The following is a 22,189-nucleotide window of genomic DNA, read 5'->3' as shown; positions in this document are numbered from 1 at the left end:
TTGTCCGCACAACCTGCGGTGTTAGGATATGGCACGTTTTCGATTCTAAGGCGAAAACCTCGGAGCGCTTGATCCGGGGTGTTAGCGGAGCTTTCGGGCGGTTCGTCCCGGAGGGTCCGGCGAGGAGGACGACATGGCCGCGACTGCAACCTGGGAGCGGACCGACGCCGGCTACACCGGGGTGGAGCCCACCGCGGACTGGGCGCGCGAGGTGCGCCGGCTGGCCGACGAGCGGGACGCGGTGCTGCTGGCGCACAACTACCAGCTGCCGGAGATCCAGGACGTCGCCCACCACACCGGCGACTCGCTGGCCCTCAGCCGCATAGCGGCGAACAGCTCCGCGAGCACGATCGTCTTCTGCGGCGTGCACTTCATGGCCGAGACCGCGAAGATCCTCGGCCCGGAGAAGACGGTGCTCATCCCGGACGCCCGGGCGGGCTGTTCGCTGGCCGACTCGATCACCGCGGACGAGCTGCGGGCTTGGAAGGCCGAACACCCGGGCGCCGTCGTGGTGTCCTACGTGAACACCACGGCCGAGGTGAAGGCGGAGACCGACATCTGCTGCACGTCGTCGAACGCGGTGGACGTGGTGCGCTCGATCCCGGCCGACCGCGACGTGCTGTTCTGCCCGGACCAGTTCCTGGGTGCGCACGTCAAGCGCGAGACCGGCCGCGAGAACCTGCACATCTGGGCCGGGGAGTGCCACGTGCATGCCGGGATCAACGGTCCCGAGCTCGCCGACCGCGCGGCGGCGAACCCGGACGCGGACCTGTTCATCCACCCCGAGTGCGGCTGCGCCACCTCGGCGCTCTACCTGGCCGGCGAGGGCATCGTCGCCAAGGAGCGGGTGAAGATCCTGTCCACCGGCGACATGCTGACCGCGGCGAAGGAGACCGGCGCGCGTTCGGTGCTGGTGGCCACCGAGGTCGGCATGCTGCACCAGCTGCGCCGTGCCGCCCCCGAGATCGACTTCCGCGCGGTCAACGACCGGGCGTCCTGCCGCTACATGAAGATGATCACTCCCGCCGCGCTGCTGCGCTGCCTGCGGGAAGGCGCCGACGAGGTGCACGTGCCGGCGGACGTCGCCGACCGCGCGCGGGCCTCGGTCGAGCGGATGATCGCGATCGGCAAGCCGGGAGGCGGCGAATGAGCTGGGAAGCGGGCGCGGACTTACTCGTGGTCGGCACCGGCGTCGCGGGCCTGACGGCGGCGCTGCGGGCCCGCGAGCTGGGCCTGCGGGTGCTGGTGGTCAGCAAGGACTCCGCGACGGCGGGCAACACGAGCTGGGCGCAGGGCGGCATCGCCGTGGTCCGGCCCGACGAGCTCGACCCGGGCGACAGCCTGCGCGAGCACGTCGAAGACACGCTGACCGCCGGGGTCGGGCTGTGCTCGCGCCCGGCGGTTCGGGACATCCTCGCCGACGGCGCGGCGGCGATCGCGAGGCTGCAGGCGACCGGCGCCCGGTTCGACGTGGGCTCGGACGGCGCGCTGGCGCGCACCCGCGAGGGCGGGCACAGCGCGTTCCGCGTGATCCACTCCGGCGGCGACGCGACCGGCGCGGAGGTGCAGCGCGCGCTGTCCGAAGCTGTGCGCGGCGGCGGGATTCCGGTGCTGGAGCAGCATTGCGTCGTCGAGCTGCTGCGCGGTGACAGCGGCGCCGTGGTCGGTGCGGTCGCGATGGACGCCGAGAACAGGCCGGGTGTGCTGCGCGCCCCGGCGGTGCTGCTGGCGACCGGCGGGCTCGGCCAGCTCTACGCCGCGACCACCAACCCCGAAGTGTCCACTGCGGACGGAATCGCGCTCGCGCTGCGGGCCGGTGCCTCCGTCGCGGACCTGGAGTTCGTCCAGTTCCACCCGACGGTGCTCTACACGCCGGGCGGGCCGCGGGGGCGGCGGCCGCTGATCACCGAGGCGGTGCGCGGCGAAGGCGCGGTGCTCGTCGACGTGCACGGGCGGCGCGTGATGGAGGGCGAGCACCCGCTCGCCGACCTCGCGCCGCGCGACGTCGTGTCGGCGGCGATCAACCGGCGGGCCGCCGAAACCGGCGCCGAGCACGTGTTCCTCGATGCCACGAGCATCGGGGCCGGGTTCCCCGAGCGGTTCCCGACGGTCCACGCGGCGTGCCGGGCGGCCGGGATCGACCCGGTCCGCGAGCCGATCCCGGTGGCCAGCGCCGTGCACTTCTCCTGCGGCGGCGTGGTGTCCAGTGTGGATGGTCGTACCGCCGTGACCGGGCTCTACGTCGCCGGTGAGGTCGCGTGCACCGGGCTGCACGGCGCGAACCGGCTGGCGTCCAACAGCCTGCTGGAAGGCCTCGTGGTCGGCGGGCGCGCGGCCGAGGCGGTGGCCAAGGACCTGTGCTGCGGGCTGCTCAACCGCAAGCCCGCCGGCGCGGCCGTGCAGTCCGCGATGGCGGTGGTCGACCGGGACCTGCTGCAGCGCACCATGAGCCGGTACGCCGGCATCGGGCGCGACGACGAGGGCCTGGCGACCGCGACGAAGGAGCTGAACCGGGCGGCCATCGTCCGTCCACTTAGGAATCGGCAGGCCGTCGAGGACTCCTCGCTGGCGCTGACCGCGCAGGCACTGCTGGCGGCGGCCAGGCAACGCGCGGAGTCGCGCGGCTGCCACCGCCGAACGGATTTCCCGGACACCGACGACCTGCGCTGGCGGCGCAGCACGGTGCTCCGGCTGGACGCCTCGGGGCGCCTCATCCACACCGCGGCCGGGATTGCGAGGACGGCATGACCATCGATCTGGACGACGCGCGCGAAGTGGTGCGCATGGCACTGGCCGAGGACCTGCGCTACGGGCCGGACGCGACGACCGCGGCGACGGTCCCGGCCGGCGCGGTCGCCGAGGCGGGGTTCAACACCCGCAAGGCGGGCGTGGTCGCGGGCCTGCCGCTGGTGCGGCTGGTGCTCGACGAGGTGCTGGGCGCGGACGCCTACGCGGTGCTCTCCGAGCGGGCCGACGGCGACGTGCTGGAGCCCGGCGACTGCGTGCTGCGCGTGAAAGCGCCGACCCGCGGCCTGCTCACGGCGGAGCGCACGGCGCTGAACCTGCTGTGCCACCTCTCGGGCATCGCGACCGCGACGGCCGCGTGGGTCGAGGCGGTCGAGGGCACGGGCTGCCGGATCCGGGAGACCCGCAAGACGCTGCCGGGCCTGCGGGTCCTGCAGAAGTACGCGGTGCGCTGCGGCGGCGGCGTCAACCACCGGATGGGCCTCGGCGACGCGGTGCTGATCAAGGACAACCACGTGGTCGCGGCGGGCTCGGCGGTGGCGGCGGTGCGGGCCTGCCGGGAGCACGCGCCGGACCTGCCGATGGAGGTCGAGGTGTCCACGCTGGACGAACTCGACGAGGTGCTGGCGGAGGACGTGGCGCTGGTCCTGCTGGACAACTTCACCCCGCAGCAGTGCGCGGAAGCGGTGCGCCGGACCCGCGCGGCGGCGCCGCGAACGGAGCTGGAGGCATCGGGCGGCCTGACCCTGGAGGTGGCGAGGGCCTACGCGGAGGCGGGAGTCCAGTACCTGGCGGTGGGTGGCCTGACGCACTCCTCCCCAGCCCTGGACCTCGGCCTGGACATGTAGCTACTCGGTGGCGAGGATCTTGCCGAACAGGTCCGCGTCCCACTGGTCGACGAGTACCTGATGGGTGCGATGCCACTCGTTGTGCGTGAGGCCGCGCTGAAGCGTGTCGTCGGGACCAGGCTCGGAGTGGTTCGTGTCGTGCTCCGTCACAGCAGGGATTCGAAGTCGATGCGGAGCTCGACGGGGTCGGACACCGCCAGCTTGCCGGTGTCCACCCCGGCCGGGGCGTAGAGCCGTGTTGTCGGATCCAGCCGGTAGCGGAATGCGGCCAGCCGCCCGTTGTCTTGGTGTTCGCGTTCGATACGCCAGAAGTGTTCGATACCCGCAGCGGCGTACTCGGCGGGCTTGTCAGTTTGGTCGGCGGTGACCGAGCCCGGTGACATCACCTCGACGACCAGCAGGCAGTGCTGCGGGCGAAGCACGACATCGTCCGGCAGAGCTGAGTCGTAGACGACGATGTCCGGCCGGCGGTTGAGCAGGGGTACGTCCCGTAGCCGAAGGTCGACATCGAAGTCGACAGTGAGTCCGGGGCCAGCGGCAAGATCCAGTTCCTCCGCAAGGCGGCGAACGATCCTCTGGTGCGAGCGACGGGGGGCAGGAGTCACGACGATGGCTCCATCGACAATCTCGATGCGGCGGCACACTTCCTCGGGCAGCGCCTCGTACTCCGCAGCGCTCAGCCCCTCCGGCGGTAGCGCCATCCAGTCAGGAAGTGCGGTCATTGTCGAGCCCCTCTCCCTACGGGTACCGGACCAGCGTATCTGTAGCGCTTCGTCGCCGGGGATCTTGCACGACGACTAATTCACGCGGAGTGATCGAATGCTACCGACCGTGTTCGGTCTTGTGGATGTCGGGCATGATTTCGTCATGGTTCAGTTGATCGGGGTGGGGTACTGGTGAGCACTGTGCAGCCCGAGCGGGTTCTGCCTTCTCCGCTGCTGGGCGGGATCTACCGGGCCCGGCGGCCCACCGGGCCCGTGGTCGGGTTGCTCGTCGTGCTGTTCTGCCTGCTCGTCGGGCAGGCCGTCGCCGCGGTGGTGCTGGTCTCGGCGTTCGGGTTGCCGATGAGCGCGCTGATCGGCGGCGAGCTGGGGTTGACCACCCAGCTGGCGCTGATGCTCAGCTTCGCCGGGGCCTCCGGCCTGCTGGCGCTGTGGATCCTGGTCAAGGAGCGGCGGCCCTTCGGCTCCGTCGGGTTCTTCCCCGCGTCGCGCATCGGCGCGCACCTCGCGCTGGGTGCCGTCGTGGCCGTAGTGCTGCTGTCCGTGCCGGTCGGCATCAACCTGCTCGGCGGGCAGTTCGAGATCGGCTCGGTGCGCGCCGCGCAGATCGGCGGCGCGCTCGTGGCGCTGATCGGGTTCGCCGTGCAGGCCAGCACCGAGGAGATCCTCACCCGCGGCTACCTGATGCAGGTCACCTACCGGAAGTGGGGCCTGGTCGCCGCGATCGCCTTCCAGGCGGTGGTGTTCGCCGCGCTGCACGGCGTCAACGCCAACGTCAGCGTGATCGCGCTGGTCAACATCGTGCTGATCGCCGTCATGCTGGCGTTCTGGGCGCTCGCCGAGGGCGCGCTGTGGGGTGTGTGCGCGTTCCACGCGGTGTGGAACTGGTGGCAGGGCAACGTGTACGGCATCGAGGTGTCCGGAATGGACATCCGGACGACCGTGCTGGAGATCGGCGGCTCGCCGGGCAGCGCGCCCCTGCTCACCGGCGGCGGGTTCGGCATCGAGGGAAGCCTGCTCACCACCGCGGTCCTGGCCGTCGCCGCGGTGCTCGCCGCGCTCGCCTACCGCCGGAAGCTCGCCCGTTCGCAGGCCGGGTGAAGGGCGCCTTCCGCGCGGGAAGGCGCCCTTCGCGGTTCAGAAGCGGCGGTTGGCGAGGACCGGGATGGCTTGGCGGGCCTGCTCGACCGCGGCCGGATCGATGTCCACGACGAGGATCTCGGGCGAGTCGGCGAGCTGCGCGTGCACCTGGCCCAGCGGGGTCGCCGCGAGGCTGTAGCCGATGCCGGTCGGGGCCTTGCCGCTCGGCTCCCGGCCGATGCTGCGCGGGTCGGCCTGGTCGCAGGCCACCACCCACGACGTGGAGTCCAGCGCGCGGGCGCGCACCAACAGCTCCCACTGCTCGCGCTTGCCCTCACCGGAACCCCAGGACGCCGAGGTGACGATCACCGACGCGCCCTGGTCGGCCAGCGCCGTGAACAGGCCGGGGAAGCGCACGTCGTAGCAGGTCGTGAAGCCGACCTTGGTGCCGCCGAAGTCCACCACCACGGGCTGCTCACCCGGCGCGACGGTGTCCGACTCGGCGAAGCCGAAGGCGTCGAACAGGTGGATCTTGTCGTAGGCGGTGTCCACGCCGCGGCCGGTGATCAGCAGCGTGTTGGTCACCCGGCCGTCCTCGGTGGGCGTGAACATGCCCGCCGCGACGGCGATTCCCGCCTCCTCGGCCAGCCGCCGCACCTCGGTGGCCCACGGCCCGTTGAGCGGCTCGGCCAGCGGCCCGAGCTTGATCCCGAAGCAGGCCATCGTCGCCTCCGGGAAGACCGCGAGGTCGGCGCCGGCGTCGGCGGCCCGCCGCACGTAGTCGGCCACCAGCTCCAGGTTCGCCTTGGGGTCCGGGCCGGAAACGATCTGGCAGAGAGCAATCCGCATAACCACAACCATCCTTCAGGGATTGTTTCCAAACTCGTTTTGCGTAGCGGTGCGGGTGGCGGAACCTCAGACGCCGTCTGGACTGTGGGATCCCCGACTTACGTATGACCAATACGCGGCATCGGGGCTGTCCTCGCCAGACGACGTCTGAGAACCCGCGGCGGTGCGAGTTGCGCAGGTGGGCTAAGCGGCTGGCGCCGCTTCAAAGAAGAACGACATTTGAAACTCCTTCCAGCGCTCACCCGTTACGATGTTTGTATACCAGCGATATGCATGCAGCTAGATTTCACACAGGGGGTCTTCGTTGCCGTCGGGACGCGAACTGGCTTACGACCATCTCAAGGACACGGTCCTCAGCGACCCGTCGATGCAGGGGCAGTTCGTCAACGAACAGGCGCTCGCCGACGAGATCGGGGTGTCCCGCACGCCTATCCGCGAAGCGCTGCTGCTGCTCGCCGCCGAGGAGCTGGTGCAGCTCGTGCCCAAGCGCGGCGCCTACATCGCGCCGGTCGGCGGCCGGGAGATCCGCGAGTTGTTCGAGATCCGCGCGATGATCGAGTGCTACGCGGCCCGCCGCGCCATCGAGCTGGACGCGGTGCCGCTGGAGCAGATGCGCGCCGAGCTGGCCGCCCAGCGCGAGCTCGGCGGCGACGACCAGGCGCGCGCGTTCATTGACCGCGACCACGGGTTCCACGCCGCGCTGGTGTGCGCGGTCGGCAACGACATGCTCAGCAAGACCTACGACGCACTGCGGGCCCGCCAGATCCGCGCGGGCATCGTGGCGCTGTTCAGCGTCAGCGGACGGCGCAAGGCGGTGCTCGCGGAGCACGAGGCGATCCTCGCGGCGCTCGCCGCGGGCGACGCGGAGGCCGCGACGAAGGCGATCACCGAGCACCTGACGGCAACGCAGCAGGTCGTCCTGGCGGGCTGATGAGGGGTTCCCAATTTTAGGCAAAATCGGAAACCCTACTCCCGCATCACCCGGGCTTCCCGGCTGGGAAGCTCCCAATTTTAGGCAAAATTGGAAACCCCACCCTCGGGCCTCCCGGTGGGCGGGGTTTCCAATTTTAGGCAAAATCGGGCAGGTCACTGCGCGTTCCGGCGGCCGAGAGACAGGCCGATCAGGGTGACGACGCAGGTCGCCGTGAGGTAGCACGCCGGGGCGAACCAGGTACCGAACGACGCGAACAGGTAGGTGAACAGCAGCGGTGCCAGCGCGCCGCCGATGACGCCGGCCAGCGTGTACGCCAGCGACGATCCGGTCGCTCGCAGGGCCGGGCTGAACTGCTCGGACACGAACGCCGCCTGCGGCCCGTACATGAGCGCGTGCCAGACCAGGCCGATCACCACGCCGAAGATCAGCAGCCCCGGCGAGCCCTCGCCGACCATCGGGAAGAACACGAACGGCCACACGCCGGCGCCGACCGCGCCCACCGCGTAGACCTTCCGCCGTCCCCAGCGGTCCGACAGCGCGCCGGCCAGCGGCATCAGCACGAGCTGCAGCGTCGAGCCGAGCATGACGCCGGTGACCGCCCAGCTCTTCGGCATGTTCAGCTGCTGGGTGGCGTAGGTGAGCACGAACACGGTGAACAGCGCGTAGAGCACGTCCGGGCCGACGCGGGAGAGGATCGCCGACACCAGCGCGCGAGGTTCGCGGGTGAAGACGTCCCGCACCGGCGCCCCGGCCTGCTCGCCCTTCTCCTGCAGCTCCTTGAAGACCGGGGTCTCCTCCAGCTTCACCCGGATCCACAGGCCGAACAGCACCAGCACGGCGGACAGCAGGAACGCGACTCGCCAGCCCCAGGACATGAACTGCTCCTGGGTGAGCAGCGCCGCGAGCGCCGCCAGGACGCCGTTGGCCAGGAGGTTGCCGGCGGGCGGGCCGATCTGGGCGGCCGATGCCCAGAAGCCGCGGTGCTTCTCGCTGCCGAACTCGCTGGACAGCAGGACCGCGCCGCCCCACTCGCCGCCGATGCCCACGCCCTGCGCGAAGCGCAGCACCACCAGCAGCACGGCGCCGAGCGCGCCGACCTGGCTGTGCGTCGGCAGCAGTCCGATGAAGACGGTGGAGATGCCGGTGATGAGCAGGGTGATGACCAGCACCTGCTTGCGCCCCAGCACGTCGCCGAGCCGGCCGAACACGAAGCCGCCCAGCGGCCGGGAGACGTAGCCGACGGCGTAGGTGGAGAAGGCCAGCAGCGTGCCGGACAGCGGGTCGTGGCTGGGGAAGAACAGCTGGCCGAACACCAGCGCCGACGCCACCGAGTAGGCGGCGAAGTCGTACCACTCCAGGGAGGTGCCGCTGAGGCTCGCGACGAAGGCCTTGATCAGGTCCTTGCGGGCCGGCCTGGCCGATGTGGGTAGCGCTTGGGTCATCGAGGTCCCTCTCCTGATGCCGGGCTCCCGGGGGTCGTACGGCTCGTGGATGCCGACCACCGGGGTACTGTGATACACCAAATGTATACAACCAGTATGCGGACGTTGGAGGACATCTTGTTTCCACTGAGTTTCGATGTCAACGGCGAGGTCGTCGAGGTGCCGGTGACGGCTCTGCTCAACGGCGGCTACGCCGGGCGCAGCCAGGAGGACGTCGCGGCGCACGTCGCCGAGCTGGCCGAACTCGGTGTGCCCGCGCCGACGAAGACACCGTGCCTCTACCCGGTCGCGCCCTACCTGGCGATGCAGGCCGACGAGGTGCCCGCGCAGCACGAGCGCACCTCCGGCGAGGCGGAGTGGGCGCTGGTCGTCGCCGGGCCCGAGGAGCGGGACGTGCTGCTGACCGTGGCCTGCGACCACACCGACCGGGCACTGGAGGTGCACGGCGTCGCGTGGAGCAAGCAGGCCGGCCCGGACGTGCTGGGCCGCAAGGCCTGGCGGCTGGTCGACGTCGCCGACCGGATCGACGAGCTGACGCTGACCGCGTGGGCCGACGGCGAAGTGATCCAGCGGGGCACCCTGGCGGAGCTGCTCACGCCCCAGTTCTGGCTCGACGACCTGCGCGAACGCGGCCTGCTCAAGCCGGGCACCGTGCTGCTGTCGGGCACCATCCCGATGGACGCCGCCGTCGACCAGTTCGCCGGCTCCTGGCGGGTCGAGCTCGGCGACCCGAAGACCGGCGACGTCATCGCCTGCGAGTACCGGGTCAGCCGGATGCCCGAGCCGGTGGAGTGAGCCCCCTCGTTTCGCGCGAGATCGCCGCCCCGCGTGCGGGACGCCGGCGATTTCGCGCGAAACCGCCACCGCCCCGGGGGTTTCGGTACGCCGTCCCGGCGAGCAAGATCTCAGGTTATTGAGAACTACTTGCAACAGCACTTATTGTTCAAGAGTGCTGAATCGTCGTGCCTTTTTCGTCGCCGTTCCGGTCGCCCTGGGCCTGCTCGGGGCCGGTTGCGCCGCGCCCTCCGCGCCGGGCACCGGCGACCCCGGGTCGATGCTGCTCGCCGACGGCTTCGAGCCGGAGAGCCTGAACCCGCTGCTGGGCTACGGCGTGGAAGGCGCCGCGAAGTTCTACGACGGGCTGCTGGCCTTCGACGGCCAGGCCGCGCTGCGCCCCGCGCTGGCCGGCGAGGCGCCGCAGTCCACGCCGGACGCCAAGACCTGGACGGTCAAGCTCCGCGACGGCGTCCGCTTCCACGACGGCACGCCCTTCGACGCCGAGGACGTCGTCGCCACCTACCGGGCCGCGATCGACCCGGCCTACGCCTCGACGGTCTCGTCGGACTTCGACATGCTCGCCGGCGTCCGCGCGCTCGACCCGCACACCGTGCAGTTCGACCTGAAGATCCCCTACGCCGCCTGGCCGTCGAAGATGGTGCTCGGCATCGTGCCGAACGAGCAACTCGCCGGGCCCAAGCCGCAGGAGAGCTCGCCGCTGAACACGAAGCCGGTCGGCACCGGCCCCTACAAGCTCGTCGAGTGGCGCCAGGGCGACCAGATGACCTGGGAGGCCAACGCCGACTACTGGGGCGGCGCGCCCGCGATCGGCAAGGTCACCGTCGTCTTCGCCAAGGACGACAACACCCGCGCCCAGCGCCTGTCCTCAGGCGAGTTCGACGGCACCGTGCTGCCGCCGGTGCTGGCCGAGAGCGTCGGCCGCGACGGCTACCGGACGGTGCACCACCGCACCGCCGACTACCGCACCATCGCGCTGCCCAACGAGCACCCGGTCGCTGGTGATCGCGCCGTCCGGCAGGCGCTGAACCTCGCGGTCAACCGCGAAGGCATGATCCAGGCACTGCTGGGCGGGCACGGGAAGCCCGCCTACGCCCCGATCCCGGAGTCGATGGGCGCGAACTACGAGCCCGCCGCCCGGTTCGACTTCGACCCGCAGCGCGCCGCGCGGCTGCTCGACGACGCCGGCTGGCGCGTCGGCGGCGACGGCATCCGGGAACGGGGCGGGGTCCGCGCGGAGTTCACGGTGATGTACTTCGCCGACGACAGCCTGCGCAAGGACCTGGCCCGCGCGTTCGCTTCGGACGCCAAGGCGATCGGTATTCAGGTCGAGCTCGCCGGGGTGGACCGCTCGGCGGTGCCCGCCCGGCTGGCCACCGACGGGATCGTGCTCGGCGGCGGGAACCCGATGGACCCCGACCCGCAGGCCTACGCCGGCCTGCACTCCTCGGTCATCGGCACCGGCACGTACAACAACCCCGGCAAGTACCGCAACGCCGAGGTGGACGCCGCGCTCGACGGCGGCAGGCAGGAGCTCGACCCGGCCAAGCGGGCGGAGTTCTACAAGCAGGCGCAGCGCGCCTACGTCGCTGACCCGGGCCTGGTGTACCTGGCGTTCATCGACCACAGCTACGTGATGCGCGACGGCAAGTGGTCCGGCTACCAGCCGCCCGTCGAGCCGCACGTGCACGGGACCACCTGGGGCCCGTGGTGGAACATCGAGGCCTGGAAACCGCAGGCATGAGCCGCGCGATCGGCCGCCTGGTGCTGCGGCGGATCGGGTTCGCGGTACCGGTGCTGGTGATCGTCGCGTTCGGGATCTTCCTGCTCGCCGCCGCATCCCCGTTCGACCCCATCCACCAGTACTACGGCGTGGAGATCTTCGGCGCGTCCGCCGCCGACGTCGCCGCGGTGCGGGCCCGGCTGGGGCTCGACGAGCCCGTGCTGGTGCAGTTCTGGCAGTGGGCCACCGGCGTGTTCGGCGGCGATCTCGGCGTGTCGCGGTCGTTCCGGCAGCCGGTCGCGCAGGTCGTCGCGGAACGGCTGCCGTGGACGATCCTGCTGGCCGCGACCGGGCTCGCGCTGGCCGTGGTGATCGCGCTGGTGCTGGGCACCGTCGCGGCGTGGCGGCAGGGCGGCTGGGTCGACCGGTTCGTCACCGCCATCGGCCACGCGCTCGAAGGCGTGCCGCCGTTCGTGCTGGCGCTGCTGTCGATCGCGGTGTTCTCGCTGGGCCTGGGCTGGCTGCCGGTGGCGGGCCTGACCGACGCGGGCACCTCGGTGTCGTTCGGTCAGGTTGCGAAGCACCTGGCGCTGCCCGCGCTGGTGCTGGGCATCTCGCAGTCGCCGTGGCTGGTGCTGCACGTCCGGCAGTCGATGCTGACGTCGCTGTCCGAGGACCACGTGACCGGGGCGCGGGCGCGCGGCCTCGCGGAACGCGTCGTCGTGCTGCGGCATGCGCTGCCGACCGCGCTGCTGCCGTTCGTCACGCTGATCGGCGCGCGGGTTCCGGAGCTGGTCACCGGGGCGGTGCTGGTCGAGGAGGTCTTCTCCTGGCCGGGCCTGGCCGCGGCCGTCGTCACCGCCGCGACCGCCGTCGACTACCCGCTGCTGGCGATCCTGACACTGGTGGCCACGGCGGCGGTGCTGCTGGGCTCGCTGCTCGCCGACATCGCCGCGATCGTGCTCGACCCGAGGGTGGCCGCCGATGGCTGACGAATCCGTGCGCAGCACAACGGCCCGTCCGTCCACATCGGCCGGTCCGTGGCGCGCCGCGGGGCGCGGGCGAGCCGGGACGTCCCGGCTCGCCCGGCCCAAGGCCCGGCTCTGGGCGTCGCTGGGCGGCCTCGCGCTGCTGGTGCTGGCCGCGATCGTGGTGCCCGCGCTGTTCGGCAGCGAATCGGTGCGCTACGACTCGATCCGGCTCGCGCCGAGCCCCGCGCACCCGTTCGGCACCGACTCCGGCGGCCGGGACCTGTTCGTGCAGTCGCTGGCGGGGCTGCGGATCTCCTTGCTGGTGGCCGGGATCAGCGCCGTGGTGTCCACAGTGCTCGGTTCGCTGGTAGGCGCCATCGCGGGCAGTGCGGGCGGCTGGCCGGACCGGCTGCTGATGCGCTTGGTCGACACCGTCAACTCGGTGCCGCACCTGCTGCTGGGCATCGTGATCGTCGCGCTGTACCGGGGCAGCCTGGTGGCGGTGATCCTGTCCATCGCCCTCACCCACTGGACGACGGTGGCGCGCATCGTGCGCTCGGAGGTGCTGTCGCTGCGGCAGCGACCGCACATCGACGCGGCGATCGCGGGCGGCTCGTCGCGGTGGCGGATCCTGCGGCGGCACCTGCTGCCCGCGATCGTGCCGCAGGCCGCGCTGTCGGCGGTGCTGCTCGTGCCGCACGCCGTGTGGCACGAAACCGCGCTGAGCTTCCTCGGCCTCGGCCTGCCGCCGCACCTGGCCAGCATCGGCAACATCCTCGGCGACGGCCGGGAAGCGGTGCTGCTCGGCGCGTGGTGGATCGTGCTGTTCCCGTCGGTGCTGCTGGTGCTCACGACGCTGGCGGTGTCCGGGCTGGCCGCGACCTGGCGCGACCGGGTCGTGCCGCGACGGCGATCGGAGTTGGCGCTGTGAGTGAACCGCTGCTCGAACTGGACGGGCTCTCGGTGCGGTTCCTGCTGGGGCGCGGGACCGAGGTGCGAGCCGTGACCGATGCGACGCTGCGGCTGCGGCCGGGCCGGGTGCTCGCGCTGGTCGGGGAGTCCGGCTGCGGCAAGTCGGTGCTGGCCTCCGCGCTGCTGGGGCTGCTGCCCGGCAACGCGCAGGTGCGCGGCGAGGCCGTGCTCGCCGGCGGCATCGAGCTGCTGTCCGCGCCGGAAGCGGTGCTGGCCGGGCAGGTCCGCGGCCGGCAGGTCGGCCTAGTGCCGCAGTCCGCGGGCACCCACCTGACCCCGGTGCGGACCGCGCGCAGCCAGCTCGCCGAGGCGATCCGGGCGCTGGACGGCGCGGCCGGGCCGGACGAACTCGCCGAGCGCGTCGGGCTCGACCCCGCCGACCTGGACCGGTACCCGCACGAGCTCTCCGGCGGGATGGCGCAGCGGGTCGCGGTGGCGCTGGCGCTGGCCGGCGACCCGCGGATCATCCTCGCCGACGAGCCGACCACCGGGCTGGACCGGCCGCTGGTGCACCGCACCGTGGACCTGCTCGCCGAGGCCGCCGCCGAGGACCGCGCGGTGCTGCTGATCACCCACGACCTCGCGGCCGCCCGCCGGGTCGCCACCGACGTCGCGGTGATGTACGCCAGCCGGATCGTCGAGGCGGGGCCCGCGGAGCAGGTGCTCGCCGAGCCCTGGCACCCGTACACCGCTGGGCTGCTCGGCGCGCTGCCCGACGGCGGCTTCCAGCCGATCCCGGGTCATCCGCCGGCCCTCACCGAACTGGCCCGCCTCGAACAGGAATGGGGTTGCGTGTTCTGCCAACGCTGTCCGGACGTGCCCGGATTCGGGCCGTGCACGGGAGATCCGGAACTGCTCGAACTCGGCGACCGGTGGGTCGCCGCGCACCCGCCGTGCTGAGCGCGACCGGCCTGGTCGCCGGCTACCGGCGCGGCGAACCGGTGCTCGACGGCGTCGACCTGGACGTCCCGGCCGGCGCGGTGGTCGGGCTGGCCGGGCCGAGCGGGTGCGGGAAGTCCACGCTGGCCAGGGTCCTCGGGCTGCTGCACGAGCCGTGGTCCGGGCGGGTGGCGCTCGACGGCGAACCGGTCACCGGCTTCCGGCACGCGACGCCGCGGGCGCAGCGGACCGCGATCGGCATCGTGTTCCAGCATCCGCGGCCCGCCGTGGATCCGCGCTTCACGCTGCGCGAGATCATCGCCGAGCCGCTGCGCGCCACCGGCGCCGACGGCGACGTCGGCGAGCTGGCCGACGAGGTGGGGCTGACCGCGGAGCTGCTGTCGCGGCGGCCGCACGAGGTGAGCGACGGCCAGCTGCAGCGCGCCTGCCTGGCGCGGGCGCTGGCGCTGCGGCCCCAGTACCTGATCTGCGACGAGATGACCGCGATGCTGGACGCGTCGACCACGGCGGCACTGGTGCGGGTGGTCAACCGGCGCGTCGAGGAGCAGGGCGCGGGGGTGCTCGCGATCAGCCACGACGAGGACCTGCTGGGGCATTGGGCGGTGCACGTGGTTCGCCTCGGCGGCGGGTCGATGTGACAAGGTGGGGCGAACGCGGTCGCGGGGGACCGCTCGGCAAGTGACGACGGACCCTAGGAGTCGACGTTGAGCGAGGGCGAAGGCACGACCTTCATGCAGTGGCGGGAACGGTCCCAGACCGAGGTCCGCGACGACCGTCCCAAGATGCGGGCGCTCATGATCACCGCGGCGATCGTGGTGGTCATCGGGATCGTCGTGGGATCCCTCTTCCTGCTGCTGTCCTGACCCGGATGTCCGCGATTTCAATGAGGTTTTTCCAACCTCAGTTTGCGTGGCGGTGCGGGTGGCGGAACCTCAGAGGCTCCCTGGTCTGTGGGTGCCCCTCCTGATGTATGTCCGATACACGGCGGAGGGGCCGTCCTCGCCAGGAAGCCTCTGAGAACCCGCGGCGGTGCAGGTGTCGTAGGTGGGCTATGCGCCTGCGGCGCATGCGACACCCCATCGACGTGCAGCTTTGCGACCCGCGACTGCGGGCTCACCAGGATGAAAAACCCTCAATGGAAATCAGAGGTCCGATTTCCGTTGAAATCGCGGAAGTTGTCCACAGCCTCCGGCGTGTCGTGGCCCGACACGCCGGAGGTTCGCAGTTTCAATTGAAACTGCGGACCCTGGCACGGGATCACTGCTCCTCGGGGAGCTTGGTGACCAGCAGCCGTGAGACGCGGTGGCCGTCCATCGCGCGGACCGTGAAGCGGTGGCCCAGGGCGTCCACGGTGTCGCCTTCGGCCGGGACGCGGCCGAGGCGGCTGACCACGAAGCCCGCCACCGTGTCGTAGGGGCCTTCGGGCAGCGCGATCCCGGTCTGCTGCTCGAACTCGGCGCGGTGCAGCAGGCCGTCGGCCTCGAAGCTCCCGTCGCCCTTGGACCGCACCGGCGCGGCGCTGGGGTCGTACTCGTCCCAGATCTCCCCGACGACCTCCTCCACGAGGTCCTCGACGGTGACGATGCCCGCGGTCCCGCCGTACTCGTCGACCACCACGGCCAGGTGCCCGCCGCGGCGCCGCATCTGCGACAGCGCGGCCAGCACCGGCTTGCTGGCCGGCAGCGCGGTCACCGGCCGGGTCAGATCGCCGACCGTGCGCGCCTCGTGGCCGCCGTGCGTCGTGGCGAGCAGGTCCCGGACGTGGATGAACCCGACGACGTCGTCGGCGGTGTCCCGGATGACCGGGTACCGCGAGTGCGGCTTCCCGGCCACCTCGGCGATCGCCTCCGGCAGCGGCGTGGTGCGGTCCAGGAAGTCGACCTCGGTGCGCGGCACCATCACCTCGCCGAGCACCCGGTCGGTGGCCCGGAACGCGTCGCTGAGCAGCCGCCGCTCCTCGATGGTCAACTGCTCGTTGGTGCGCACCATGTCGCGCAGTTCTTCCTCGCTGACCTTGTCCTCGTCGGCGCGCGGATCGATGCCCATCAGCCGCACCACGGCGTTGGTGGACTTCGAGAGGAACCAGATCAGCGGCCGGAACAGCGTCGCGAGCCGGTCCAGCACGCCGGCGGTGAACAGCGCGACGGCCTCGGACTTCTGCAGAGCCAGCCGCTTGGGCGCGAGCTCGCCGAGCACCAGCGACAGGTACGAGACGAACAGCGTCACCAGCACCAGGGCCACCGAAGCGGCCAGGCCGATCGGCAGGCCCCACCCGGCCAGCATCGGCTCCAGGCGCACCGCGATCGTCGCGCCGCCGTAGCTGGAGGCGAAGAACCCGGCGAAGGTGACGCCGATCTGCACCGCGGAGAGGAACCGGTTGGAGTCGCCGCGCAGCTTGGCCACCTTCGCGCCGCGCCGGTCGCGTTCGGCGAGCTTGCGGACCTGGCTCTCGCGCAGCGACACCAGCGCGATCTCGGCGGCCGCGAAGTAGCCGCCGAACAGCACGAACAGCAGCACCAGCGCGAGGTTCCAGACGACACCGTCCATCTTCCGATTGTTCCACCCGCGGCGGGCGAGAGCCGGGGAGAACGGCTCAGCCGGTGGCGCGCCAGAACTGCCGCTTCTTCTCGTCGCGCACCAGGATTCCGTGCTGGGCGAGCTCGGTGCGCAGCACCGCCGCTTCCTTGCCGTCGCGCTTGCGCAGCGCGCGCTCGCGGGCCGCCATCAGCGCGTTGATCCGCAGCGGCAGCTCCGGGGCGTCCTCGACCCACAGCGCGTAGTGGCCGGCGAACGGGTCCTTCTCCCGCCACGGGTAGCCGTGCTCGACGAACGCCCGGCGCAGCTTCGTCCAGTCCAAATCGGACGGTTGCTGGGCCTGCTCGGCGCCGGATCCGTCCAGCACCACCAGGTGCTTGCGGTCGAGGAACACGGAGCCGATCTCGTCGCGCGCGATGTGCTGCGCCGAGCTGCCGACGGCCAGCGTCACCCGCCCGGGCTCGACGGTGACGGTCAACCGCTCCTGCGCCATCAGCCCGGCGAAGCCGAGCCCGATGATCAAGCCGACGACGACTGCGCCGACGGTGCCCCACGGATCGGGCACCGACGCGGCGAGCTCGAAAACGCCCTGGAACGGCGCCCACGACAGCCCGGCGACCCAGCCCGCCGCCATCCGCAGCAGCCAGATCAGCAGCGCGCCCAGAACCGGGCAGATGAGCCACGAGCCGTGCCGGATGAATCGGTGCTCGGCCACGGTGGTGGCGGCAGGTTCGGCGCCCATACCGCCATTATCCAAATGGCTGTTTCCAGGCTCGTCTTGCATGGCGGTGGCCGCCTTCGAAATGGAAGGGCCCGGGGCGCCACAGCGCCCCGGGCCCGTTCCCCCTCTCGCTGGATCAGGCGCCTGCCTCGCGGATCAGGATGTCCACCGCCGAGTCGTTGCGGGCGGTTTCCTTCTCGATCACGTCGTCAGGCGGGTAGAACCCGTCGATGCCGCCGCCGTTGGCCGGGTACATCTCGAAGGTGTAGGCCAGGATCTTGTGCTGGCCCCACATCCAGTCCAGGCTGTCGCCGTCGGTGACGTAGAGGTCGCTGGACTGCTGCGGGGTGTAGCCGTTGGCCTGGGCCATCTCGCCGCCGACCCGCGCGAACCGGTCGTACTCCTCCTGCGTCATGTCCTCGGTGACGTCGTCGCTGGTGTGCCCGAAGGGCCACAGGACGAGCTCGGAGTAGGTGTGGAAGTCGATCGCGGCCTTGATCTGCTGGGCGCCGCCGACCACCCGTGAGTCGATGAAGTCGCGCATCGCCGCGGTCTCCGGCGCCGACCACTCGGCCGTGCCCCGGTAGGTCTCGCCGTTCGGGTCGTCGTCGGAGCCGCCGCAGCAACCCCACTTGTAACCCCAGTTGCGGTTGAGGTCGGTGCCCGAGTCCTGCCGGTTCTTGCGCCAGCCCTGGAACTGGCCGGATTCCACGTCGTAGGACGAGCCGTCCGGGTTGACCACCGGGATGATCCAGATCTCCCGGTTGTCGACGGCGTCCTTCACGGCCTGGTCGGTGGCGTAGTCGTCGGTGAACCGGTTGGCGATGCGCAGGCACATCTCGGTGGTGAGGTGCTCGCGGGCGTGCTGGTTGCAGTTGAACAGCACCTCCGGCTCGTCCTCGTCCTGGCCGACGTTGTCGCTGATCTTCAGCACCGGGATGTCGCGGCCCTCGAAGGACTTGCCGATGCTGGACTTCGACGCGATGTCCGGGTGGTCCTTGACCACGGTGTCGAGCTCGGCGTTCATCTCGTCGAGGTTGTGGTAGCCCTCGTACCCGGGCGGGAAGTCGCCGGGCACCTGCTGCGCCTGCGCCGGGTTGATCCGCTTGAGCGCGTCGGCGACCTTGGTCTCGTCGTTGAGCGCGAAACCGGCCGCCCGCAGCTGCTCGGCCTGCGCCGGGGTGGCCTCCACAGTGGCCACCGCGCCGGACACCGCGATGACCTGGGCGCCGGTGCGGTTGATCTCGGTTCGCGTCTTGCTGTCGGTGTTGGGAACGGTGTAGGTGGCCAAGTCCTGGGCGGCGGTCGCCCCGGTCGGCTCCGCGGACACGCTGGCCTGGATCGGGGCCAGCAGGACCAGGCACGCGGCTGCCGCCACGGTCACTGCCTTGCGCCGTGAGCTGAACATCGGGTCTCCGATCGATCACTGATGGTGATGTTGGCAGGTTCTAGGAGCTGCCCGATGTTGGCAAGCCACTGGCGAACAATGGTCTGCCGTTGACGTTTTCCCATTCCGCGCTTGTCCCAGGTGACCTGCGACCGGGTTCGGGGACGGCGGGGCCCGGCGGCGATTACCCTGGTCGGTGTAGCCCCCGGGTATTGGAAGGACGCACATGCTCACCCGTACCGACCTGCGCGGTCGCGTTCCGTCCACCGTCGAGCTGCGCGCGACGCTGCCGCGCGCCGAGATGGACGTCGAGCACGTGCTGCATCGGGTCCGGCCGGTGATCGAGGCGGTCCGCGACCGCGGGGTGGCGGCCGTCCTGGAATTCACCGAGAAGTTCGACGCCGTTCGACCGGAACGGGTGAGGGTCGCGGCCGACGAGCTGCGGCGCGCCCTCGACGAGCTCGACCCGGCGGTGCGCGCGGCGCTGGAGGAGTCGATCGCCCGCGCCCGCAAGGTCCACGACGACCAGCGGCGCACCGACACGACCACGCAGGTCGTGCCCGGCGGCACGGTCACCGAGCGCTGGGTGCCGGTCGCCCGCGTCGGCCTGTACGCGCCGGGTGGGCTGGCGGTCTACCCGTCCAGCGTGGTGATGAACGTCGTCCCGGCGCAGGCCGCCGGGGTGGAGTCGCTGGTGGTGTGCAGCCCGCCGCAGGCGGAGTTCGGCGGCTTGCCGCACCCGACGATCCTGGCCGCCGCGCAGCTGCTCGGCGTCGAAGAGGTCTGGGCGGTCGGCGGCGCGCAGGCGGTGGCGCTGCTGGCCTACGGCGGGCACGACACCGACGGCGCCGAGCTGACGCCGGTCGACATGGTGACCGGGCCGGGCAACGTGTACGTGACCGCCGCGAAGCGGCACCTGCGCAGCCTGATCGGCATCGACTCGGAGGCTGGGCCGACCGAGATCGCGGTGCTCGCCGATTCCACCGCCGACCCGGTGCACGTGGCCGCCGACCTGATCAGCCAGGCCGAGCACGACACGCTCGCGGCGAGCGTGCTGGTGACCACCTCGGAGGAGCTGGCCGACGCGGTCGACGCCGAGCTGGAGCGCCAGGTGGCGCAGACCAAGCACGTCGAGCGGATCGGCACCGCGCTGGCCGGCGTGCAGTCCGGCTGCATCCTGGTGTCCACTGTGGAGGACGGGATCCGGGTGGTGGACGCGTACGCCGCCGAGCACCTGGAGATCCAGACCGCGGACGCCGAAGCGGTGGCCGCGCGGGTGCGCAACGCGGGCGCGATCTTCGTCGGCCCGTACGCGCCGGTGTCGCTGGGCGACTACTGCGCGGGCTCCAACCACGTGCTGCCCACCGGCGGCTGCGCGCGGCACTCGTCGGGCCTGAGCGTGCAGAGCTTCTTGCGCGGCATCCACGTGATCGCCTACAGCGAGCAGGCGCTCCGCGACGTCGCGGACCAGGTGGTGGCGCTGGCCAACGCCGAGGACCTGCCCGCGCACGGGCAGGCGGTCACCGCCCGCTTCCCCGGCTGAGCGCCCGGAACAACCGAAGGTAGAACCCCATGAGTGACGTGCCCGGCGCCGACACGACGCTGGCCGACCTGCCGTTGCGGGACGATCTGCGCGGCCGCAGCCCCTACGGCGCGCCGCAGCTGGACGTCTCGGTTCGGCTCAACACCAACGAGAACCCCTACCCGCCGCCGCAGGAACTAGTCGACGACGTGACCGCCGCGGTGCAGGAGGCTGCCACGGCGCTGCACCGCTACCCGGACCGCGACGCCAAGGCGCTGCGTGCCGACCTCGCCGCCTACCTGACCAAGGCCACCGGCGTCGCGCTGGTGACCGAGAACGTGTGGGCGGCCAACGGCTCCAACGAGGTCCTGCAGCAGATCTTGCAGGCCTTCGGCGGGCCGGGGCGTACCGCGCTCGGCTTCGAACCGTCGTACTCGATGCACCCGATCCTGTCCGCGGGCACCCGCACCGACTGGGTGCCGGCGCCGCGCCGCGACGACTTCAGCCTGGACGGCGCGCAGGCCGCCCGCATCGTCGCCGAGAAGCAGCCCGGCGTGGTGTTCGTGACCAGCCCGAACAACCCCACCGGGCAGTCGGTGTCGCAGGACGACCTGCGCGCCGTCCTCGCCGCCGCGCCCGGCATCGTGGTGGTGGACGAGGCCTACGCCGAGTTCTCCGGCCGGCCCAGCGCGATCGAGCTGATCCGCGAGTACCCGGCGAAGGTGATCGTCAGCCGCACCATGAGCAAGGCGTTCGCGTTCGCCGGTGGCCGGCTCGGCTACCTGGCGGCCGCGCCGGCGATGATCGACGCCCTGCTGCTGGTGCGCCTGCCGTACCACCTGTCGGTCGTCACCCAGGCCGCCGCGCGGGCCGTCCTGCGGCACGCCAAGGCCACCCTCGGCTCGGTGCAGGCGCTCATCGACGAGCGCGAGCGGGTCGTGGAAGCGTTGCGGGAGCAGGGTTTCTCGCCGGTGCCCAGCGACGCCAACTTCGTCCTCTTCGGACGGTTCGCGGACGCGCACCGCGCCTGGCAGCGCTACCTGGACGCCGACGTGCTGATCCGCGACGTCGGTATCCCCGGCCACCTGCGGGTCACCATCGGCACGCCGGAGGAGAACGACGCCTTCCTGGCGGCGAGCAAGGTCGTGAGCGAGGAGATCAGCAAGTGACATTCCAGCCCGGGACCCGCATCGGCCGGGTCGAACGCACCACCAGGGAATCCTCGGTGCTGGTCGAACTCGACCTCGACGGCACGGGGCAGGTCGACATCGACACCACAGTGCCGTTCTACGACCACATGCTCACGGCGCTGGGCACCCACGCGGCCTTCGACCTCAAGGTGAAGTCGACTGGCGACACCCACATCGACGCGCACCACACGGTGGAGGACACCGCGATCGTGCTCGGCCAGGCGCTGCGCCAGGCGCTGGGCGACAAGAAGGGCATCCGCCGCTTCGGCGACGCCTGGATCCCGATGGACGAAACCCTCGCGCACGCGGCGGTGGACGTCTCGGGCCGCTCGTACTGCGTGATGACGGGCGAACCGGAGCAGTACAACGGTTTCACGATCGGCGGCAACTACCCGTTCGTCCTGAACCGCCACGTGTTCGAGTCGCTGGCGTTCCACGCCCAGATCAACCTGCACACCAGGGTCATCCACGGCCGCGACCCGCACCACATCGCGGAAGCCGAGTACAAGGCGATCGCCCGAGCCCTCCGCGCGGCGGTGGAGCCGGACCCCCGCTTCACGGGAGTCGTCCCGTCCACGAAGGGCGCCCTGTAGGGGCGAGTCTTTTCGAGCGAGGGGCGCCTTTGGTCGGCCAAGCCGGTCAAGGGCGCCCTTCGCGCTCAAACCGATCGGATAACCAGATCCCGGTTGACGGCGTCGACCGCGTCGCTGAGTGCGGCGAAGGGGAGCCACCAGGACATCATGCAACGTTCAGCTCGAGGGCCCTACGCGGATTGGATGGATGACTAGCCTCCGTCCGGATCTGCCCCTCAGAACGGAATGCACATGTCCTCTTCTCTCGGTGCCCGGCTTCG

General features: G+C 71.3%; 22 protein-coding genes. 15 read left to right on the top strand and 7 right to left on the bottom strand.

Annotated features, from left to right (window positions below; all coding sequences use genetic code 11):
- The first annotated feature begins 133 nt into the window (after positions 1-133).
- The 3 genes from nadA to nadC are packed head-to-tail and all read left to right on the top strand — an operon-like array spanning position 134 to position 3,593.
- On the top strand, positions 134-1,150 hold the full coding sequence (gene nadA, locus BLW84_RS04360; RefSeq protein ID WP_093261524.1) for a quinolinate synthase NadA: 1,017 nt from the start codon (positions 134-136) through the stop codon (positions 1,148-1,150).
- Complete coding sequence (locus BLW84_RS04355; RefSeq protein ID WP_093261522.1) at positions 1,147-2,748, top strand: L-aspartate oxidase; 1,602 nt, start codon at positions 1,147-1,149, stop codon at positions 2,746-2,748. Before nadA ends, BLW84_RS04355 begins: the two co-directional genes overlap by 4 nt.
- Complete coding sequence (nadC, locus tag BLW84_RS04350) at positions 2,745-3,593, top strand: carboxylating nicotinate-nucleotide diphosphorylase (protein WP_093261520.1); 849 nt, start codon at positions 2,745-2,747, stop codon at positions 3,591-3,593. The genes BLW84_RS04355 and nadC overlap by 4 nt, the downstream gene beginning before the upstream one ends.
- On the opposite strand, the gene BLW84_RS47235 is transcribed toward nadC, so the two are convergent.
- Positions 3,594-3,743, bottom strand: a complete 150-nt coding sequence (locus tag BLW84_RS47235; RefSeq protein WP_177226273.1) for a hypothetical protein — start codon at positions 3,741-3,743, stop codon at positions 3,594-3,596.
- Complete coding sequence (locus BLW84_RS04345; protein WP_245760920.1) at positions 3,740-4,315, bottom strand: Uma2 family endonuclease; 576 nt, start codon at positions 4,313-4,315, stop codon at positions 3,740-3,742. The genes BLW84_RS47235 and BLW84_RS04345 overlap by 4 nt, the downstream gene beginning before the upstream one ends.
- Before the next feature lie 174 nt (positions 4,316-4,489).
- On the opposite strand from BLW84_RS04345, the gene BLW84_RS04340 reads away from it, so the two are divergent.
- Positions 4,490-5,416: a CPBP family intramembrane glutamic endopeptidase gene (locus BLW84_RS04340; RefSeq protein ID WP_245760919.1), complete on the top strand. Its 927-nt coding sequence runs from the start codon at positions 4,490-4,492 to the stop codon at positions 5,414-5,416.
- A gap of 36 nt (positions 5,417-5,452) precedes the next feature.
- Here BLW84_RS04340 and BLW84_RS04335 read toward each other — a convergent pair whose 3' ends face one another.
- Positions 5,453-6,244: a carbon-nitrogen hydrolase family protein gene (locus BLW84_RS04335; protein ID WP_093261516.1), complete on the bottom strand. Its 792-nt coding sequence runs from the start codon at positions 6,242-6,244 to the stop codon at positions 5,453-5,455.
- A gap of 304 nt (positions 6,245-6,548) precedes the next feature.
- Between BLW84_RS04335 and BLW84_RS04330 the strand changes: the two genes are divergently transcribed.
- Complete coding sequence (locus BLW84_RS04330) at positions 6,549-7,175, top strand: GntR family transcriptional regulator (RefSeq protein WP_093261514.1); 627 nt, start codon at positions 6,549-6,551, stop codon at positions 7,173-7,175.
- 155 nt (positions 7,176-7,330) lie between these two features.
- Here the strand turns inward: BLW84_RS04330 and BLW84_RS04325 are convergent, their stop codons facing one another.
- Complete coding sequence (locus BLW84_RS04325) at positions 7,331-8,620, bottom strand: MFS transporter (protein WP_093261512.1); 1,290 nt, start codon at positions 8,618-8,620, stop codon at positions 7,331-7,333.
- Between the two features lie 96 nt (positions 8,621-8,716).
- On the opposite strand from BLW84_RS04325, the gene BLW84_RS04320 reads away from it, so the two are divergent.
- The 7 genes from BLW84_RS04320 (at position 8,717) to BLW84_RS47230 (ending at position 14,844) form a co-directional block, all read left to right on the top strand.
- Complete coding sequence (locus tag BLW84_RS04320; protein ID WP_425441675.1) at positions 8,717-9,415, top strand: DUF2848 domain-containing protein; 699 nt, start codon at positions 8,717-8,719, stop codon at positions 9,413-9,415.
- A gap of 154 nt (positions 9,416-9,569) precedes the next feature.
- Positions 9,570-11,159, top strand: coding sequence for an ABC transporter substrate-binding protein (locus BLW84_RS04315; RefSeq protein ID WP_093261510.1), 1,590 nt, complete (start codon positions 9,570-9,572; stop codon positions 11,157-11,159).
- Positions 11,156-12,130, top strand: a complete 975-nt coding sequence (locus BLW84_RS04310) for an ABC transporter permease (RefSeq protein ID WP_093261508.1) — start codon at positions 11,156-11,158, stop codon at positions 12,128-12,130. Before BLW84_RS04315 ends, BLW84_RS04310 begins: the two co-directional genes overlap by 4 nt.
- Complete coding sequence (locus BLW84_RS04305) at positions 12,123-13,040, top strand: ABC transporter permease (protein ID WP_177226272.1); 918 nt, start codon at positions 12,123-12,125, stop codon at positions 13,038-13,040. Before BLW84_RS04310 ends, BLW84_RS04305 begins: the two co-directional genes overlap by 8 nt.
- A complete protein-coding gene (locus BLW84_RS04300) occupies positions 13,037-13,981 on the top strand; it encodes an ABC transporter ATP-binding protein (RefSeq protein ID WP_093261507.1) in 945 nt (314 codons plus the stop codon). The genes BLW84_RS04305 and BLW84_RS04300 overlap by 4 nt, the downstream gene beginning before the upstream one ends.
- Positions 13,954-14,619, top strand: coding sequence for an ABC transporter ATP-binding protein (locus tag BLW84_RS04295; RefSeq protein WP_245760918.1), 666 nt, complete (start codon positions 13,954-13,956; stop codon positions 14,617-14,619). Before BLW84_RS04300 ends, BLW84_RS04295 begins: the two co-directional genes overlap by 28 nt.
- A gap of 66 nt (positions 14,620-14,685) precedes the next feature.
- Complete coding sequence (locus tag BLW84_RS47230) at positions 14,686-14,844, top strand: hypothetical protein (protein ID WP_177226271.1); 159 nt, start codon at positions 14,686-14,688, stop codon at positions 14,842-14,844.
- Between the two features lie 394 nt (positions 14,845-15,238).
- On the opposite strand, the gene BLW84_RS04290 is transcribed toward BLW84_RS47230, so the two are convergent.
- From BLW84_RS04290 to BLW84_RS04280, 3 genes are all read right to left on the bottom strand, one after another.
- The gene (locus BLW84_RS04290) at positions 15,239-16,528 is read right to left on the bottom strand and encodes a hemolysin family protein (RefSeq protein ID WP_093261505.1); all 1,290 of its coding nucleotides are present in this window, start codon (positions 16,526-16,528) and stop codon (positions 15,239-15,241) included.
- A gap of 46 nt (positions 16,529-16,574) precedes the next feature.
- The gene (locus BLW84_RS04285; protein ID WP_093261503.1) at positions 16,575-17,258 is read right to left on the bottom strand and encodes a YqeB family protein; all 684 of its coding nucleotides are present in this window, start codon (positions 17,256-17,258) and stop codon (positions 16,575-16,577) included.
- Between the two features lie 115 nt (positions 17,259-17,373).
- Positions 17,374-18,645, bottom strand: coding sequence for a M14 family metallopeptidase (locus tag BLW84_RS04280; RefSeq protein WP_093261501.1), 1,272 nt, complete (start codon positions 18,643-18,645; stop codon positions 17,374-17,376).
- Positions 18,646-18,850: 205 nt separating this feature from the next.
- Here BLW84_RS04280 and hisD point away from each other — a divergent pair, with 205 nt between their 5' ends.
- The 3 genes from hisD to hisB are packed head-to-tail and all read left to right on the top strand — an operon-like array spanning position 18,851 to position 21,929.
- Positions 18,851-20,167: a histidinol dehydrogenase gene (gene hisD, locus BLW84_RS04275; protein ID WP_093261499.1), complete on the top strand. Its 1,317-nt coding sequence runs from the start codon at positions 18,851-18,853 to the stop codon at positions 20,165-20,167.
- 29 nt (positions 20,168-20,196) lie between these two features.
- Positions 20,197-21,315, top strand: a complete 1,119-nt coding sequence (locus BLW84_RS04270) for a histidinol-phosphate transaminase (RefSeq protein WP_093261497.1) — start codon at positions 20,197-20,199, stop codon at positions 21,313-21,315.
- Positions 21,312-21,929 (top strand): imidazoleglycerol-phosphate dehydratase HisB, encoded by a 618-nt coding sequence (gene hisB / locus BLW84_RS04265; protein ID WP_093261495.1) that lies wholly within the window; start codon positions 21,312-21,314, stop codon positions 21,927-21,929. Before BLW84_RS04270 ends, hisB begins: the two co-directional genes overlap by 4 nt.
- The last annotated feature ends 260 nt before the right edge of the window (positions 21,930-22,189 follow it).

It is taken from the genome of Saccharopolyspora shandongensis, from assembly GCF_900106995.1.
GTDB classification, from domain to species: Bacteria; Actinomycetota; Actinomycetes; order Mycobacteriales; family Pseudonocardiaceae; genus Saccharopolyspora; species Saccharopolyspora shandongensis.
This window is presented reverse-complemented; position numbering and strand designations above follow the sequence as displayed.

Bases quoted from the DNA above. Each gene is read 5' to 3' on its own strand.
- hisD (WP_093261499.1), top strand. From the start codon at position 18,851: ATGCTCACCCGTACCGACCTGCGCGGTCGCGTTCCGTCCACCGTCGAG.
- BLW84_RS04325 (WP_093261512.1), bottom strand. From the start codon at position 8,620: ATGACCCAAGCGCTACCCACATCGGCCAGGCCGGCCCGCAAGGACCTG.
- BLW84_RS04335 (WP_093261516.1), bottom strand. From the start codon at position 6,244: ATGCGGATTGCTCTCTGCCAGATCGTTTCCGGCCCGGACCCCAAGGCG.
- BLW84_RS04355 (WP_093261522.1), top strand. From the start codon at position 1,147: ATGAGCTGGGAAGCGGGCGCGGACTTACTCGTGGTCGGCACCGGCGTC.
- BLW84_RS04305 (WP_177226272.1), top strand. From the start codon at position 12,123: ATGGCTGACGAATCCGTGCGCAGCACAACGGCCCGTCCGTCCACATCG.
- BLW84_RS04310 (WP_093261508.1), top strand. From the start codon at position 11,156: ATGAGCCGCGCGATCGGCCGCCTGGTGCTGCGGCGGATCGGGTTCGCG.
- BLW84_RS04345 (WP_245760920.1), bottom strand. From the start codon at position 4,315: ATGACCGCACTTCCTGACTGGATGGCGCTACCGCCGGAGGGGCTGAGC.
- BLW84_RS04270 (WP_093261497.1), top strand. From the start codon at position 20,197: ATGAGTGACGTGCCCGGCGCCGACACGACGCTGGCCGACCTGCCGTTG.
- BLW84_RS04280 (WP_093261501.1), bottom strand. From the start codon at position 18,645: ATGTTCAGCTCACGGCGCAAGGCAGTGACCGTGGCGGCAGCCGCGTGC.
- BLW84_RS04290 (WP_093261505.1), bottom strand. From the start codon at position 16,528: ATGGACGGTGTCGTCTGGAACCTCGCGCTGGTGCTGCTGTTCGTGCTG.
- BLW84_RS04285 (WP_093261503.1), bottom strand. From the start codon at position 17,258: ATGGGCGCCGAACCTGCCGCCACCACCGTGGCCGAGCACCGATTCATC.
- BLW84_RS04320 (WP_425441675.1), top strand. From the start codon at position 8,717: ATGCGGACGTTGGAGGACATCTTGTTTCCACTGAGTTTCGATGTCAAC.
- nadC (WP_093261520.1), top strand. From the start codon at position 2,745: ATGACCATCGATCTGGACGACGCGCGCGAAGTGGTGCGCATGGCACTG.
- nadA (WP_093261524.1), top strand. From the start codon at position 134: ATGGCCGCGACTGCAACCTGGGAGCGGACCGACGCCGGCTACACCGGG.